Raw genomic sequence first — 14,210 nt, 5'->3', positions numbered from 1 at the left:
TGTGAGAACGGATCTTGTCATGGGGCTATGGCTAGAGAAGTGGCGACATCGGCGACACCGGCGACAACCCATGCAGGACGCGGGCTGGAGCATGGCGACAAAAGTGGCGACAGTCGCCACTTTTTGAGTGCTTTGGCCATGACGCTTGACCGTCTTTTCGAGTGGGTATAAAAATTGGCGCACGGACCACTGTCGTTGACAGCACCTGCCCAGGTAGCCAGAACCTTCAAGGCTACGCCACTTGTTGGTGGTTCTCCCGAAGTGCGATTAGCGTCCGGCGGCTCGCACGATCACTCCCCAAGAGTGATGGATGCCTACTCGACCGATCTGCCCATTGCGGCAGACGATGGGCCTACCTCGCTGCGCTGCAGCAACCTTACCTCTCGGCACACTTCGCTGCGCCAATCCGCGCCCGTCTCTTTCTTCTGGAAAGAGACGGGCGCTCGTACCACTGCTGCATGCCACGTCGTAAAGGGCATTGCCGCAACTCTCCTCGTGACAATCGGCGTGACAAATCTGATTCGTCGCCATCCGCAACGACACAGGCACCGGTGCCGCAGTCCATGGAAAGGCTGCATCTGACTGACAGTCAGGCATGCCCCAGGTGTCCAGGTCGTTGCCTTCTCCCACTCAGGATCTCCAGGTGCCGAACTCGTCAGTCGGTACAGCCTCCGCCCGCCCGCATCTTCGGATGCGCCAAGGAGGCCAGGTTCATGGGTTCATGCCCTCGCTCCCGGTCGTAAGGAGCCGTACGTTCCGCGTCAGTGAACACCTCACAGGCCGCAGGGGCCTTGATCCCTGATAACACTCAACAAACCGTGGCGGGAGTACGTGAGGACAGCCAGCAATCACCGAGGAGAGGACCATGCAGCAATTAGATCCGAAGCTTGAACTCCCACAATCCCCTCGACCGTTAATCGAGTCGAATCCCCTGGCCGAGCCCTACCCGGTCCAGGTGCTGGGCGGAATTCTTGGGCCAGCAGTCGAGCGCATCGCCGAGGTCATCGGTGTGCCTCAGGCATTGGCCGCTCAATCGGTGTTGGCTGCCTCGGCACTGGGCACTCAAGGTCATGTGGGCTTGCAGCTCGACGGGAGAAATTACCCCCTGTCGCTGTACCTGATCACTGTTGCCGCGTCAGGTGATCGCAAGACAGCGGCAGACCGATTTGCACTGCTGCCTGTACGGCAATGGGAACGTGAGCAGTGGCAGCGCTACCGCGAACAACTCGCCCGGTACCGCGTTGCACAGCGACAGGCGACGCGTATCAACCCTGCCGATCCCGACTCTACAAACGGCATGCCGCTTGAACCGGAGCCCTCTGCCCCTCGGCTGATTACTACAGACCCAACTATCGAAGCGTTGATCAAAGGGCTCTGCCATGACCTGCCGAGCATGGGCCTGTTCTGTGACGAAGGCGGACAGTTCCTCGGCAGCAGCACCATGAATCGGGATAACCGTTTGAAAGCGATCACGACCTTGTCATCACTCTGGGACGGCAGCCCGATTGATCGCGCTCGTTCCATGGCCGGCGAAAGCCTGCGAGCCTACGACCGACGCCTGAGCCTGCACCTGATGCTGCAACCGTATTTGGCCATGCAGTTACTCAGTGACCCGTTGCTGCAGGGGCAAGGTATTCTCGGACGCTGCCTGATGACCTGGCCTACCAGCCTAGCCGGACAACGCAGTTACCAGGCTATCGACTTGTCCAAAGACCCCGCCATAAAGCGCTATCACCACCGCCTTTCGGCGCTGTTTTATCAGCCTTGGTCACTTTCCGCTGACGGTGCCTTGCGTCTATCACCGCTGAGCCTCAGTCCACTGGCTCGTCGTCGCTGGATTGATCTGCATGATGCCATCGAAGCCCAACTGGGTGAGTTTGGCGAGCTGGCCAGCGTACGGCCTAGCGGATCGAAGGCCGCCGACAACCTGCTGCGTGTCGCCGGCATTCTGGCAGTTGTGGAGGAGAGCAGTGTTGTGGAGGTCGACCATATCCAACGAGCCTCGTCCTTAGTCGGCTACTACCTTACGGAGATCCAGCGCCTGACCGAACAGGAACCGGTGTGCCGGGTAAAGGAAGAGGCGGACCGGCTGCTGCGCTGGCTCCAGGTCAAAGATTGGAAGCGCTTCAGCATTCGAGAGCTGAACCGCAACGGTCCCCGTTTTGCTCGTAAGAGCAGTCGCCATGCCGCCAAGCTGTTGGTCGAGTTGCTTGATCATCAGTGGCTGATCACCGACGGCCACACCTTCGAGGTGCGCCATGTTCAATCTTGATGAGGCGCTGCGCAACCATCTAGCTCAGCGCCAAAAAAAGCCAAAAACGCAGTCTGTCGCCGCTAGTGTCGCCATTTTGTCGCCACGCTCAAAGCCAGGCGGGACAGGGGTTGTCGCTGGTGTCGCCGGTGTCGCCACCCTCCGTAAAACTATCACCTCGACGACAGCCATTATTCAATGGCTGAAAGAGGAGGGCGCGCATCTCTACGTCACCGACAATACGCTGTGTTTTCGCCCGACTGATTGGGCCCAACTTGCTATCGTGAGTACGCAATGGCGAGCCCTTTTGCATGATCTCGCTGCAGTCGATCAGGAACAGAAAAATGGCTCGGGTCGGTAAGCGAGCTGGGCGTAATTTCGGCTTCGGTCGCCAGCTCAGCTATGCAGGACCGCAAGCCCTGAAAGATCTGTTCGGCGACGGCCATTTTGCTACCGTCAAAGCCCATAGCGATCGCTGGCAGGCCTTTGTGCGTTGGTGTCGTTCCGAGGAAGGACCGAGGCTCAATGACGCGCGGCAGATCGACCGCGAGATCCTCATGCGGTACGCCACTCACATGCGGGAGCAGGTTGATCAGGGCAACGTCGGCATCGCCACCGCGCAGAACCGCCTGTCCAGCGTCAACCGAACGATGGCCGCGCTGCGCGGTGATCAGTACGTCAAAATCCCCAGTCCGAGCAAGGCGCTGGGCTTGCAGCGCTCAAGCGTGCGTAGTGAGGCCCCGCAAGGCCAAGACCGTGTGCAGGTCAGGCTGATTGCGCAAGCGCTGTTAGAGCGACAGCAAGCGAGGGTGAGTGCCATTGTGCTCCTCGCCCGGGAGACCGGCATGCGCCTGCGTGAAGCGATCTTGGCGGACCTGCCACGGCTGCAACGAGAGGCTCAACGACTGGGAAAGATCAATATCCAGGACGGCACTAAAGGCGGTCGAACAGGCGCGTCCGCACCGCGTTGGATTTCGGTCACGGATCAAGTCCGCGGCGCCCTGGATATAGCCTGCGAGGCGTCACCCAGTGGCAGTCGGAATTTGTTGGCGCCCGATGAAAGCTACAAAGACTTCATACAAAAAGTCGTGCGGCCGGCACGGGACCTCCTGCATGAGCAAGGTTTGAAAGGCTTTCATGAACTGCGGGCGGCTTACGCCTGTAAGCGCTATGAGCAACTGACCGGTTTTCCCGCACCTGTAAATGGCGGTCGTGTTCATCGAGAAGATCGAGAGCTTGATCAGCGTGCACGACAGCAGATCAGCCAAGAGTTGGGACATAACCGCATCGATGTGGTGAGTGCCTACATCGGAGGTCTGCGATGAAGTCCGAGTTCGATATGGCGTTGTTCCTGAGTCCCGTGCTCAAAGGTGCACATGCCACGCGGCAGCGGCATATCAGGCAGGCAGAAAGGATGCACGAGGCAATTCATGAGCGCTGGAGTTGTGCGACCCCCTGGTCCTGGAAGGAAAAGCACACCAGATGGTTTTTAGAGCACTATCTGCGTTGCTCAGCACCAGCGACCGTCTATTACTATGAGTTAACAGCAGGGTTGATCCGCCGCAGAAAGGCGTAACTCGTGGTTGTCTGATAGACGCTTTTAAGCGTGAGCCCCTGAGTATGGGAATGCGGAGCCTTCCCATACTCAGGGGCTTGGCCGAAGAAGCGCAGGCATGCGACAGATTTAGCGACAGTCGTCACTTCTGTCACCCTGCTGCACGACACGGATTGTCGCCGGCGTCGCCAACCTTTGGATGCTCAGCGTATCGGCACAACGTTGCGGTCCCTGGTTTGATTGATGGCGGATGCCGAGAGGCTGCCGGTGGCTGCCTTCTGGATATGTTCACTCCACCAGGCCATCATCGGACGCCGGCGTTCGATGTAATCCGCCCGGTTGTAGGCGCTTCGGACTTCGTCTTTATCGACATGCGCCAGCGCGACTTCGATCAGCTCCGGATCCCATCCATGCTCGTTCAGGATTGTGCTGGCCATGGAACGCATTCCGTGGCTGACCAAGCGGTCCTGAAAGCCCATTCGTTTCAACGCCATGTTGGCTGTTTGGCTATTCGCGTGGGTGCGCGGGTTTCTATCTGACGGGAACACATATTCCCTGTGGCCGCTATGGTGCTTAAGCGTCTCCAATAACGAGAGTGCATGTTCGGTCAGCGGAATTGTGTGCGGACGACGCTTTTTCATTCGCTCCGGAGGGATGGTCCAGATGCGTTTGTCGAAGTCGATGTCTGCCCATCGAGTGGTGGCCGCCTCGGCAGGGCGGGTCATGGTATGAAGTTGCCATTCGATCAGGCAGCGGGTCGTCCGCTTGATGCTGGCGTTCGCGATTTCCATCATGAGCTCCGGAAGCTCGTCAGGTGGTAGCGCGGCCATATTCTCTTTCTTGGGTTTCTTGAACACGGCTCGAATGCCGCTGAGGGGGTTGGCAAAGATCATTCCGGAGTTGACCCCGTAGGTCATGATCTCGTTAAGGCGCTGGCTCACTCGCTTAACCGTCTCTAGGCTGCCTTTAGCTTCAATCGGACGAAGCAGCTTGATGACCATCGGCGCGTTCACTTCCGATAACGGCGTTGATTTCATGCTTGGAAAAACATGCAGTGTGAGCGAGCGCCAGATGTCTTCGGCATACGCCGGGGTGACGGAATCCTTCTTCAATTCGAACCACGCGGTGGCTACGTTCTCGAACGTATGTTCCGTTTCCGCTCGTTTGGCTTCCTGCAGTTCATTACGCTGAGCTTTGGGGTCGATGCCCTGTGCAAGCAGCTCTCTGGCTTCAACGGTTTTCTTCCTGGCTTGCGCAAGAGAAACCTCGGGATAGGAGCCGAGTGCCATGTTGATTCGGTTCTTGGTTACGGGATGCCGGTAGTTGAAATTCCACTGCATCGAGCGATTGACCCTGACTCGCAGCTGGAGCCCGTCGCCATCGGTGAGGACGTAATCCTTGTCTTTCGGTTTGACCGCCTTGAGCTGGCGGTCGGAGAGGCGGGTGGTTTGAGCGCACATGAGAAGTACTCCATGACACCTTTTGGTATTCCCAAGATTAGCGCCGGGTAGCCGGGAATACCATTGGGAATACCAAACCGCCTGGAACTCAAAAAACCTGGAAAGCCTCCCGTAGCCCTGAAACCCCTGTATTCACTGGATTTCAGGCACAAAAAAAGACGTCCGTGGACGTCTTTAGATGTAGAAGTGGTGGAGCCGGGGGGATTTGAACCCCCGTCCGCCAGTACTCCGCTGTCGGTACTACATGCGTAGCCGTGTCTATTAAGTTAACCCTCAGCGACCCGACGGGCAGGGTGCTTTGGGCGAGTTGTGTAAGTTTTAGCCGCTTCGTCCACAACGTACTGCACGGCGATTCTGTTCTATATGACAATCATTTTGGGTTTACAGACATCCCCTGATGATTGCTGGACCCGAAGGTACCAGGAGGGAAGGGCTAAGGCTGCTTACGCAGCGAGAGCGTATTCCCCGTAGGTTTCGTCATTGGCAACTATAGAAAGTTGCAACAGTGGATTTACGAGTTCTGTTACCAACTCGGCATGCACCTAAAGTTTCGCGACCGGCGTCGAATCCTAAACGGCCCCGTGCTTGTAACTCGTTGTTTCTTAGTGAGTGACAAGCCTGTGCAGTGTACGCCAAACGGTCACAGAAGGCCAACCCGAAGGTTGGCCATGAGCGTCGGGGTGTTACTGATTGGCGCCTTTGTCGCTGTTCTGTAGGTCTTGCAGGGCTTTGGACGTGATCTCTATGCACCTCTTGTCATCACCTGCTGCTTGGGCGGCTTTGGCTTGAGACACGGCGGTGTCGATTTCGCCGCTTTTGCCAGTGGTGTCGGTGGCGAGCAGGGCTTTGCCGTTGTTGATTTTGTCGAGATTAATCTGACAAAGCTGGTCGGTTTTTCCGGCGGCAAACGCCGGTGAGGCCAGCATCGCAGCGGTAATGAACACGCCAGCAAGAGCGGAATACTTCATAAGGGTATCTCCTTGCGAAAAAGGGCTCGACGCTGCTGGCGTTCAAGGGCTGCCAGCGACATCACTGATGAGCCTCGATCGCCGAGGCCTATGCAGATGACTACGCCGCTGCGTTGGGGTTCTGTTTTTGTGCAGGATTAGTGCGCCCTCGGTCGGGTTACGCGGTCCACGAGGTAGACCAGCCCGTGGTAATCGATGCCGCCATGCTGGCTCAGGCCGATCTCGCAGGTGCGGCTGGTGGAGATGCCTTCGCTGCAATATTGCACGGCGTCTTTCAGTGAGCGCAGGGAGTGGGCGTTGAGTTCCGGGGTGGTGAAGCCTTTGTCGCCGGCAAAACCACAGCAGTGGATGCCTTCCGGGATCACCACGGTTTTCGCGCAGCGGCGGGCCAGGTCGATCAGGGCCTGGCTTTCCCCGAGGTGCTGGGTGCTGCAAGTGACGTGTACGGCGATCGGTGCTTCCTGCGGTATGAAGTCGAGGCGGTCCATCAGGTGCGTGCGGATAAATCGTACCGGGTCGTACAGGTCCAGGCGTGTTTCGCCCAGGTCTTGCACCAGGCGCAGGGTGCAGGGGCTGGTGTCGCAGTAGATCGGGTCGAGGCCGCCGCGGCTGGCGTGGAGCAAGGCGCCGATCAGTTCCTGGCGTTTGTGTTCGGCCTGTTCGGCATAGCCCTTGGAGGCGAAAGGCTGGCCGCAGCACAGGTTGTCCTGGTTGTCGGGGAAGACGACTTGGTAGCCGGCTTTTTCCAGCAGGCCGCGGGTTTTGTCGTACAGCGACGTTTGCTCTTTATCGCCAGCCGCCGGGCCCATGGCGCGTGAGACGCATGCCGCGAGGTAGACCACGCGTGGCCGCTCATCGGTCACTGCCGGGCTGAAGCGAATGGCTTTTTCCGGTTGCGGCATGGCGTTGGTCCATTGTGGGATTTGTCCCTTGGACAACTTGCTCACTGTGGCCGACAACTTGGCCAGGCGCGGCGCGCCCAACAGCATGCGTGCGCCGTTGGCGACGTGCAGGGTAAAGCGCGCGCCTTGTAGCGCAGTGGCGAAGTGGGTGGCCAACCATTCGGCGGTTTTCGTATGGTCAGCGTCGCGGGCCCGGAGTTTTTTCACCAAGTCGCCGGTGTTGATTCCCACAGGGCAGCGCTGGGCGCATAACCCGGTGGCGGCGCAGGTGTCGATGCCCTGGTAGTGGTAGGCCGTTTCCAGTTCAGTGGTGTCGATGCCGGCGCGTTTCTTCGCCTGGATATCGCGCCAGATCACGATGCGCTGGCGCGGGCTCAAGGTCAGGCCTTTCGACGGGCATACCGGCTCGCAGAAACCGCACTCGATACACTTATCCACAAGCTCGTCGGCGGCAGGCAGCGGCTTGAGGTGTTTAAGGTGGATCTGCGGATCTTCGCTGAGCACCACGTCCGGGTTGAGAATACCGTTGGGGTCGAGCAGGCGTTTGAGTTGCCACATCAGTTGATAGGCGTCGCTGCCCCATTCCAGCTCGACGAACGGCGCCATGTTGCGGCCGGTGCCATGCTCGGCTTTCAGTGAGCCGCCAAACTCTACGGCCACCAGTTGGGCGACGTCGTCCATGAACGCTTGGTAGCGTGCGACTTCTTCGCTGCTGTTGAAGCCTTGGGTGAACACAAAGTGCAGATTACCTTCCAGAGCGTGTCCGAAAAGGATGGCTTCGTCGTAGTGGTGTTTGTCGAACAGCTCGATCAAACGGTTAACGCCGATGGCCAACTGCTCGACCGGGAACGTCACGTCTTCGATGATCACCGTGGTGCCGGTTTTGCGCACGGCGCCGACGGCGGGGAAGGTGTCTTTGCGGATCGCCCACAGGCGGGCGTTTTCCACCGGGTCTTCGGTGAAGTCGACCTGTTTTTCCACCGGGAACGCCGCCAGGGACGCCATGATCAGCGCCAGTTGCTCCTGGAGCAAAGAGGGCGATGCCGCACGGGATTCGATCAACAGTGCGCAGGCATTTTCCGATAGATGTTGTACGAAGGCGGGCATGCCGGGTTTGTCCTGCACCGAACGCATGCTGCGTCGGTCGAGCAGCTCAACCGCTGAGACCGGTTGGGTTTTCAGGACGGTCACCGCATTGCAGCAGGTCTCGACATCGGGGAATACGATCAGCGCCGAGGCTTTATTCGGGTGGTCGATGACGGTGTCGTAAGTCACTGCGCTGATAAAGCCCAGGGTGCCTTCGGAGCCCACCAGCAGGTGGCTGAGGATATCCAGCGGCTCATCGAAATCCACCAGGGCGTTGAGTGACAGGCCGGTGGTATTTTTCAGACGGTATTTGTGGCGGATTTTGGCGGCCAGTTCAGCGTTTGCCCGCGTCTCCCGCCCGAGTGTGGCCAGGCGTTCAAGCAGTGCGCCGTGCTGCTGACGAAATGCCGCGACGCTGGCGGCATCTTCGGTGTCCAGGCGGCTGCCGTCGGCCAGCACCAGGCGAATCCCGGCCAGGGTGTGGTAGGTGTTTTGCGCCGTACCGCAGCACATGCCGCTGGCATTGTTGGCGACGATGCCGCCGATTTTGCAGGCGTTGATCGACGCCGGATCCGGCCCGATCTTGCGCCCGAATGGCGCCAGCCAGGCGTTGGCCTGGGCACCGATCACGCCGGGTTGCAGGCGGATCTGCGTGCCTTGCCCACGAATTTCGCGGCCGTTCCAGTTGTCCCCCAGTACGATCAGCACCGAATCGCTGATGGCCTGCCCGGACAAGCTGGTGCCCGCTGCGCGGAAGGTCACCGGAACATGATCGCGCTGGGCCAGTTTCAGCAGCGCCACGACTTCGTCTTCCGACTCGACGCGAATCACCAGCTGTGGGATCAGTCGGTAAAAGCTGGCGTCTGTGCCAAATGCCAAGGTGGAAAGTGGGTCGTCGAAGCGACGAATTTTCGGGATCAGCTGTGCGACGTCAGCAAGGAAAGCGGCAGGCAGACTCATTGGTCCTCCAGGATCAGCACCACCAGGTCCTTCGGACCGTGGGCGCCATAAGCCAGAACTTGTTCGATGTCAGCGGTCTTCGACGGGCCGGACACCAGCAGGGCATTGGTGGGCATGCCTTGGGCCCAGGCGAATTGCTGCTGGACCTGATAAAAGTTGTCGTAAATCTCGCTGGCCTTGAGCAGTGCAAAGTGTACCGGCGGCACCAGGCTCATCAGTCGCGGTTCTTCCCGCGTGGGCCACAGAATCAGGCTACCGGTGGCGGCGATGGCGCCGAGGGTCGTGGTCAGGCTGGCCGGTGTGTCATTAAACAGCTCGGCTTTCCATTCTTCCACAGGGCGGTCGTAGGCTTTGAGCTGCGGCAATTGCGGATGGTTCGACCAGTGCTCGGTGATGCGCCGCCCATGCTCGGTTGTCGGCGCGATGAGCAGGCTGGGCAGCTCGCGTTTTTGCAGCAGCTGCGCGAGTAAAGCTGGCCATTCGGCGCCGCGGGTCAGGTGGATCTCGGTATGCACCGCCTCCATCAGCTTGCGCAATTGTGCGATGCGTTGCTCTGGCGGGTAGGTGTAGATCTGTGTGACCAGGGTCTCATCGAAGTTGTCGGGCACTGGTGTTGTGCCCGTCAGGCTGTGGCGCAATTTGCCGAGGATATTTTGCTTGGCGCTCATCAACGCGCTCCCTGTTTGGCCAAATGCTCGCGTGCCAGGTCATGCAGCGAACGGGCGGCGGGTTTAGGCGCGCTATGGTTTTGCGTCCATGGCCCGACGTTGTTCGGTACGAGGGCGCGCAGGCGCGTGGCGGCGAATGTGAACAGGCGGTACAGCGTCGGTGAGCTGTGGAGCTTGGCCCAGGCGTTCCAGATGAACCGCTCCTGGCGCGAATACTTGCTGCCTTGGCCGCGCATCACGGGGTGTGGGCTATCCGGCGCTTTTACGTTCTCTTCCCGCAGACGGCGCAGCAAGGCCGGGATCGGAATTTTTACCGGACACACTTCTCCACAAGCACCGCACAACGAAGACGCACTGGGATGGTCCGGTACTTTTGCCAGGCCGACCATATGCGGTGTGATGATTTTTCCGATAGGGCCGGGGTAGACCTCGCCGTAGGTGTGGCCACCGATTCGGGTATACACCGGGCAATGATTCATACAGGCGCCGCAGCGAATGCAGTTGAGCGTCTGACGCAATTCGCTGTCGGCAAACGCCTGGCTGCGTCCGTTGTCCAGCAGCACCAGGTGGACTTCTTCGGGGCCGTCGAGCTCATCGGCCTTGCGCGGGCCGGAGATCATATTGACGTAGGTGGTGATTGGCTGGCCGAGCGCGGAGCGGGTCAGCAGCGACAGCAACGGCACCACGTCGCGCAGGTTTTCCACGACCTTCTCGATGCCGGTCACGGCGATATGCACGGGTGGCACTGTGGTCGACATACGCCCGTTGCCTTCGTTTTCCACCAGCAGCAGCGTGCCGGTTTCGGCCACGGCGAAGTTGACGCCGGAGACGCCGATATCCGCTTCGAAGAACTTTTCCCGCAGCACGCGGCGACCAATCTGAATCAACTGGTCGACATCCTTGGTGTACTCCACGCCGAGTTTTTCGTGGAACAGCGACGCGACCTGGCTGGCGTTCTTGTGGATCGCCGGCATGATGATGTGGGACGGCTTCTCATGGTCGAGTTGAACAATAAACTCACCCATGTCCGACTCAAGGCATTCGATGCCTTGGGCGGCGAGTACGTGGTTCATCTCCATCTCTTCGCTGACCATGGATTTGCCTTTGATCACCTGCGTGGCTTCGCGCCGGCGGATGATCGACAGCACGATCGCATTGGCCTCTTCAACCGTTTCTGCCCAATGCACGGTCACGCCGGTTCGGGTCAGGTTGGCTTCCAGTTGTTCGAGCAGGTCGGGCAGCTTCGACAGGGCGCGGGCGCGCACTGCGTTACCGAGGGCGCGCAGGTGTTCGCGTTCGTGGGCGTCGCTGAAAGACGCCGCCCGTTTGCTCATCAGGGAATCCATGGCATTGCGAAAGTTGTTTCGCAGTTGCGCGTCGCCCAGTGCCTGGTGGGCGCGGGTGCGGAAGTCTTCCGACACCTCGACGGTGGGAATCAGCGCGGCGTTCATCGTTCACCCCCGGTGCGTTGCCAGAGAAAGCTGGCCAGGTGTTGCCCGCGTAAGGCCGCCTGTTGTTTCTCCAGAGCGCCATTGATGTTCATCAGGCAACCGCAATCAGCACTCAGTACTTGATGGGCGCCGGAGTCCTGCAAGGCTCGGGTCTTGTCGGCCACCATTGCGCCGGAAATGTCTGGCATACGCACGCTGAACGTCCCACCAAAGCCGCAGCATTCGCTTTCGTGGCTGTGGTCGACGCGTTCGACATTGCGCAATTGGGCCAGCAGTTCGCGGCCGTGAAGGTGGGTGTTCATTTCCCGACGCGCGGAGCACGACGTGTGCAGGGCGACCTTGACCGGCGCCCCGCTGTCGTTGAGTTGCACCTTGCACACGAACAACAGGAACTCCGCCAACTCATAAGTCCGGGCCGCGAGGGCCTGTACTTGTTTGAGGGTGTCGGGTTCGTCCTTGAAGAGGTCGGCGTAGTGCTCACGTAACATGCCGGCACAGGAGCCGGATGGCACCACCACCGGGTAGTCGCCGGCGAACAGCGCCAGTTGCGCGCGTGCCACTTGTCGGGCCTGGTCGGTATAGCCCGAGGTGTAGGCCGGTTGCCCGCAGCAGCTTTGCCCTTGGGGATAATCCACGCAGATCCCTTCGCGTTCCAGCAGGTGGATCGCGTCCATGCCGGCTTCGGGATAAAACAGATCGACCACGCAGGTGCCGAACAGGTAGACCTTCTGCGGTTTTTCGTGGGGGTATTCGCGTGGCTCGGCCAGAGGCGGCGCGACACGGGTGGCATTCGGCACGGCGTTGTAAAAAAGCTCGCTCATCAGGCGCGTTCTCCGGGTGGTCCCGGTTGTCCGTCCATCAGGGCCGCAGCGTGTTCAGCGGCCCGGCAGAAGGGTTGTGGAGAGCTGACGCCGAAATCGCGGTTCGGCGTCGGTTATTGCGTGATTACCTGTGGTCTCAATGCACCAGCATGCCGGTGAACCAGTAGGCCTGGGCCAGTGTGATCAGCCCGACGATGGTGGCGAAAAACAGGCTGTGCTTGAGGGTGAAGCGGAACAGGTCGGATTCCTTACCGACTAGCCCGGTAGCGGCGCAGGCCACAGCGATCGATTGCGGCGAAATCATCTTGCCGGTCACGCCGCCGCTGGTGTTTGCCGCGACCAGCAGGACGTCGTTGACACCGATCTGGTGGGCGGTGGTGGCTTGCAACGAGCTGAACAGCGCGTTGGACGAGGTGTCGGAGCCTGTCAGGAAAACCCCCAGCCAGCCGAGGAACGGCGAGAAGAACGGGAAGGCTGCGCCGGTGCCGGCCAGGACCAATGCCATGGTCGAGGACATGCCCGAGTAGTTGGTGACGAACGCGAACGCCAGCACCATGCCGATGGACAGGATCGGCCAGCGCAGTTCGTAGAAGGTCTCTTTTAAAGTGGTAAGACCAGTTTTGATGTCGATCTTCAATACCAGCATCGAGATCAGCGCGGAAAAGAAAATCGCAGTGCCGGTCGCTGAAATCGGGTCCAGTTTGAATACCGCGGGGATGGCCGTCGGGTTGGTCACGATAGGCGCAACCTTGACCACCAGTTGGTCCAGGTGCGGGATCGCAAAGTTGAACACCCAGCTGTACATCGAGCCGCCTGCGGCGAACATCGCCTTGAAGGGCTTGAGGGTCCAGATGGTCACCAGCACGGTCAGGATCAGGAACGGCGACCAGGCTTTGAAGATTCGCCCCAGGCTGTAGGGCGAAGCGACAGTGCTGCGTGGCAGGCCGAAGCCGCCGGCGCTGGCGGTGATCGTTGCGCTGGAGGTCGCACCGGCAATCTGCGCGCCGGCGGTGCGCTTGGGTTGCCAGATTTTCAGGAACAGAGTCAAGGAAACCAGGCTGGCCAGGGCCGAGGTGATGTCCGGCAGTTCCGGGCCGATGAAGTTGGAGGTGAAGTATTGGGTGATGGCAAAGCTCAAGCCTGCCACCAAGGCGGCCGGCCAGGTTTCGCGCACGCCGCGCAGGCCGTCCATCATGAACACCAGCCAGAACGGAACGAACAGCGACAGCAGTGGCAATTGGCGACCAGTCATGGCGCCGATCTTGAACGCGTCGATGCCGGTCACTTGCCCGGCGACGATGATCGGAATCCCGAGGGCACCGAAGGCGACGGGCGCGGTGTTGGCGATCAGGCACAGGCCGGCGGCGTACAGCGGGTTGAAGCCCAGGCCGACCAGCAGCGCGGCGGTAATCGCCACGGGAGCACCAAAGCCGGCGGCACCTTCCAGGAAGGCGCCGAAGCAGAAGCCGATCAGCAGGACCTGCAGGCGTTGGTCGTCGGTGATCGACAGTACCGAGCTGCGGATGATCTCGAACTGGCCGCTCTTGACTGTCAGTTTGTAGAGAAATACCGCAGCGACGATGATCCAGGCGATGGGCCACAGGCCGTAGGCAAAGCCATAGCCGGCAGCGGCCAGTGCCATGTCCACCGGCATCTGGAAGGCAAAGATCGCCACCAGGATCGACAGCGCCAGCGTGATGCTGCCGGCGACGTGGCCTTTAAGGCGAAACACGGCCAGAGCCAGGAAGAAAAATACGATTGGAATAACGGCGGCCAGTGCGGACAGGCCGAGGCTGCCGAGCGGGCTGTAGAGCTGTTGCCAGGTTTGCATATGGGGTGGCCCCTAATTGTTGTTGGTCAGGCACATTTTAGTCGGCTTGGATAATTGGTAATACCAATTTACAGCCGCTGTTGGCTAGAGTAAAAGCCTAGGCAGGGATGTGTCAATTTGCCGCCTGCGAAACTTTGGTCTTAAGCGGGAGGGCGGGAGCTCTGATCGCATCAATCGAAGATGTTCTGATGGGTGCTGCAAGCGTTGCGATAGGCCAGAATAGAGGCCCCGGCGAGTGGTCGGGATCGTGGAGAGAG

11 protein-coding genes and 1 other RNA gene are annotated in these 14,210 nt (G+C 59.8%); 4 read left to right on the top strand and 8 right to left on the bottom strand.

Annotated features, from left to right (window positions below; translation table 11 throughout):
* The first annotated feature begins 865 nt into the window (after nt 1-865).
* From PverR02_RS27090 to PverR02_RS27075, 4 genes are read left to right on the top strand one after another with little or no spacing between them, the layout of a single operon-like run.
* Complete coding sequence (locus tag PverR02_RS27090; RefSeq protein ID WP_079444716.1) at nt 866-2,272, top strand: YfjI family protein; 1,407 nt, start codon at nt 866-868, stop codon at nt 2,270-2,272.
* Nucleotides 2,259-2,612 (top strand): hypothetical protein, encoded by a 354-nt coding sequence (locus PverR02_RS27085; protein WP_079444715.1) that lies wholly within the window; start codon nt 2,259-2,261, stop codon nt 2,610-2,612. Before PverR02_RS27090 ends, PverR02_RS27085 begins: the two co-directional genes overlap by 14 nt.
* On the top strand, nt 2,596-3,576 hold the full coding sequence (locus PverR02_RS27080) for an integrase domain-containing protein (protein WP_079444714.1): 981 nt from the start codon (nt 2,596-2,598) through the stop codon (nt 3,574-3,576). Before PverR02_RS27085 ends, PverR02_RS27080 begins: the two co-directional genes overlap by 17 nt.
* Nucleotides 3,573-3,827, top strand: coding sequence for a hypothetical protein (locus tag PverR02_RS27075; RefSeq protein ID WP_079444713.1), 255 nt, complete (start codon nt 3,573-3,575; stop codon nt 3,825-3,827). The genes PverR02_RS27080 and PverR02_RS27075 overlap by 4 nt, the downstream gene beginning before the upstream one ends.
* 182 nt (nt 3,828-4,009) lie before the next feature.
* On the opposite strand, the gene PverR02_RS27070 is transcribed toward PverR02_RS27075, so the two are convergent.
* The 8 genes from PverR02_RS27070 to PverR02_RS27035 all read right to left on the bottom strand — a co-directional run bounded on the left by PverR02_RS27070 (nt 4,010) and on the right by PverR02_RS27035 (nt 13,953).
* The gene (locus PverR02_RS27070) at nt 4,010-5,266 is read right to left on the bottom strand and encodes an integrase domain-containing protein (protein WP_079444712.1); all 1,257 of its coding nucleotides are present in this window, start codon (nt 5,264-5,266) and stop codon (nt 4,010-4,012) included.
* A gap of 187 nt (nt 5,267-5,453) precedes the next feature.
* Nucleotides 5,454-5,847, bottom strand: a transfer-messenger RNA (tmRNA) gene (ssrA, locus tag PverR02_RS27065).
* Nucleotides 5,848-5,949: 102 nt separating this feature from the next.
* Nucleotides 5,950-6,234 (bottom strand): hypothetical protein, encoded by a 285-nt coding sequence (locus tag PverR02_RS27060; RefSeq protein WP_079444711.1) that lies wholly within the window; start codon nt 6,232-6,234, stop codon nt 5,950-5,952.
* Between the two features lie 137 nt (nt 6,235-6,371).
* Complete coding sequence (locus PverR02_RS27055; protein ID WP_046382032.1) at nt 6,372-9,182, bottom strand: FAD-binding and (Fe-S)-binding domain-containing protein; 2,811 nt, start codon at nt 9,180-9,182, stop codon at nt 6,372-6,374.
* Entirely contained in the window at nt 9,179-9,850 is a 672-nt protein-coding gene (locus PverR02_RS27050) for a LutC/YkgG family protein (RefSeq protein ID WP_046487594.1), read from the bottom strand. Before PverR02_RS27050 ends, PverR02_RS27055 begins: the two co-directional genes overlap by 4 nt.
* The gene (locus PverR02_RS27045) at nt 9,850-11,301 is read right to left on the bottom strand and encodes a LutB/LldF family L-lactate oxidation iron-sulfur protein (protein WP_079444710.1); all 1,452 of its coding nucleotides are present in this window, start codon (nt 11,299-11,301) and stop codon (nt 9,850-9,852) included. Before PverR02_RS27045 ends, PverR02_RS27050 begins: the two co-directional genes overlap by 1 nt.
* Complete coding sequence (locus PverR02_RS27040) at nt 11,298-12,122, bottom strand: (Fe-S)-binding protein (RefSeq protein WP_046382035.1); 825 nt, start codon at nt 12,120-12,122, stop codon at nt 11,298-11,300. The genes PverR02_RS27045 and PverR02_RS27040 overlap by 4 nt, the downstream gene beginning before the upstream one ends.
* A gap of 136 nt (nt 12,123-12,258) precedes the next feature.
* The gene (locus PverR02_RS27035) at nt 12,259-13,953 is read right to left on the bottom strand and encodes a lactate permease LctP family transporter (RefSeq protein ID WP_017847401.1); all 1,695 of its coding nucleotides are present in this window, start codon (nt 13,951-13,953) and stop codon (nt 12,259-12,261) included.
* Nucleotides 13,954-14,210 lie beyond the last annotated feature (257 nt).

It is taken from the genome of Pseudomonas veronii (assembly GCF_002028325.1).
Classification (GTDB): Bacteria; Pseudomonadota; Gammaproteobacteria; order Pseudomonadales; family Pseudomonadaceae; genus Aquipseudomonas; species Aquipseudomonas veronii.
This window is presented reverse-complemented; position numbering and strand designations above follow the sequence as displayed.

Coding starts and splice junctions, on each gene's coding strand:
- PverR02_RS27085 (WP_079444715.1), top strand. CDS start 2,259: ATGTTCAATCTTGATGAGGCGCTGCGCAACCATCTAGCTCAGCGCCAA.
- PverR02_RS27035 (WP_017847401.1), bottom strand. CDS start 13,953: ATGCAAACCTGGCAACAGCTCTACAGCCCGCTCGGCAGCCTCGGCCTG.
- PverR02_RS27055 (WP_046382032.1), bottom strand. CDS start 9,182: ATGAGTCTGCCTGCCGCTTTCCTTGCTGACGTCGCACAGCTGATCCCG.
- PverR02_RS27040 (WP_046382035.1), bottom strand. CDS start 12,122: ATGAGCGAGCTTTTTTACAACGCCGTGCCGAATGCCACCCGTGTCGCG.
- PverR02_RS27070 (WP_079444712.1), bottom strand. CDS start 5,266: ATGTGCGCTCAAACCACCCGCCTCTCCGACCGCCAGCTCAAGGCGGTC.
- PverR02_RS27075 (WP_079444713.1), top strand. CDS start 3,573: ATGAAGTCCGAGTTCGATATGGCGTTGTTCCTGAGTCCCGTGCTCAAA.
- PverR02_RS27060 (WP_079444711.1), bottom strand. CDS start 6,234: ATGAAGTATTCCGCTCTTGCTGGCGTGTTCATTACCGCTGCGATGCTG.
- PverR02_RS27050 (WP_046487594.1), bottom strand. CDS start 9,850: ATGAGCGCCAAGCAAAATATCCTCGGCAAATTGCGCCACAGCCTGACG.
- PverR02_RS27090 (WP_079444716.1), top strand. CDS start 866: ATGCAGCAATTAGATCCGAAGCTTGAACTCCCACAATCCCCTCGACCG.
- PverR02_RS27045 (WP_079444710.1), bottom strand. CDS start 11,301: ATGAACGCCGCGCTGATTCCCACCGTCGAGGTGTCGGAAGACTTCCGC.
- PverR02_RS27080 (WP_079444714.1), top strand. CDS start 2,596: ATGGCTCGGGTCGGTAAGCGAGCTGGGCGTAATTTCGGCTTCGGTCGC.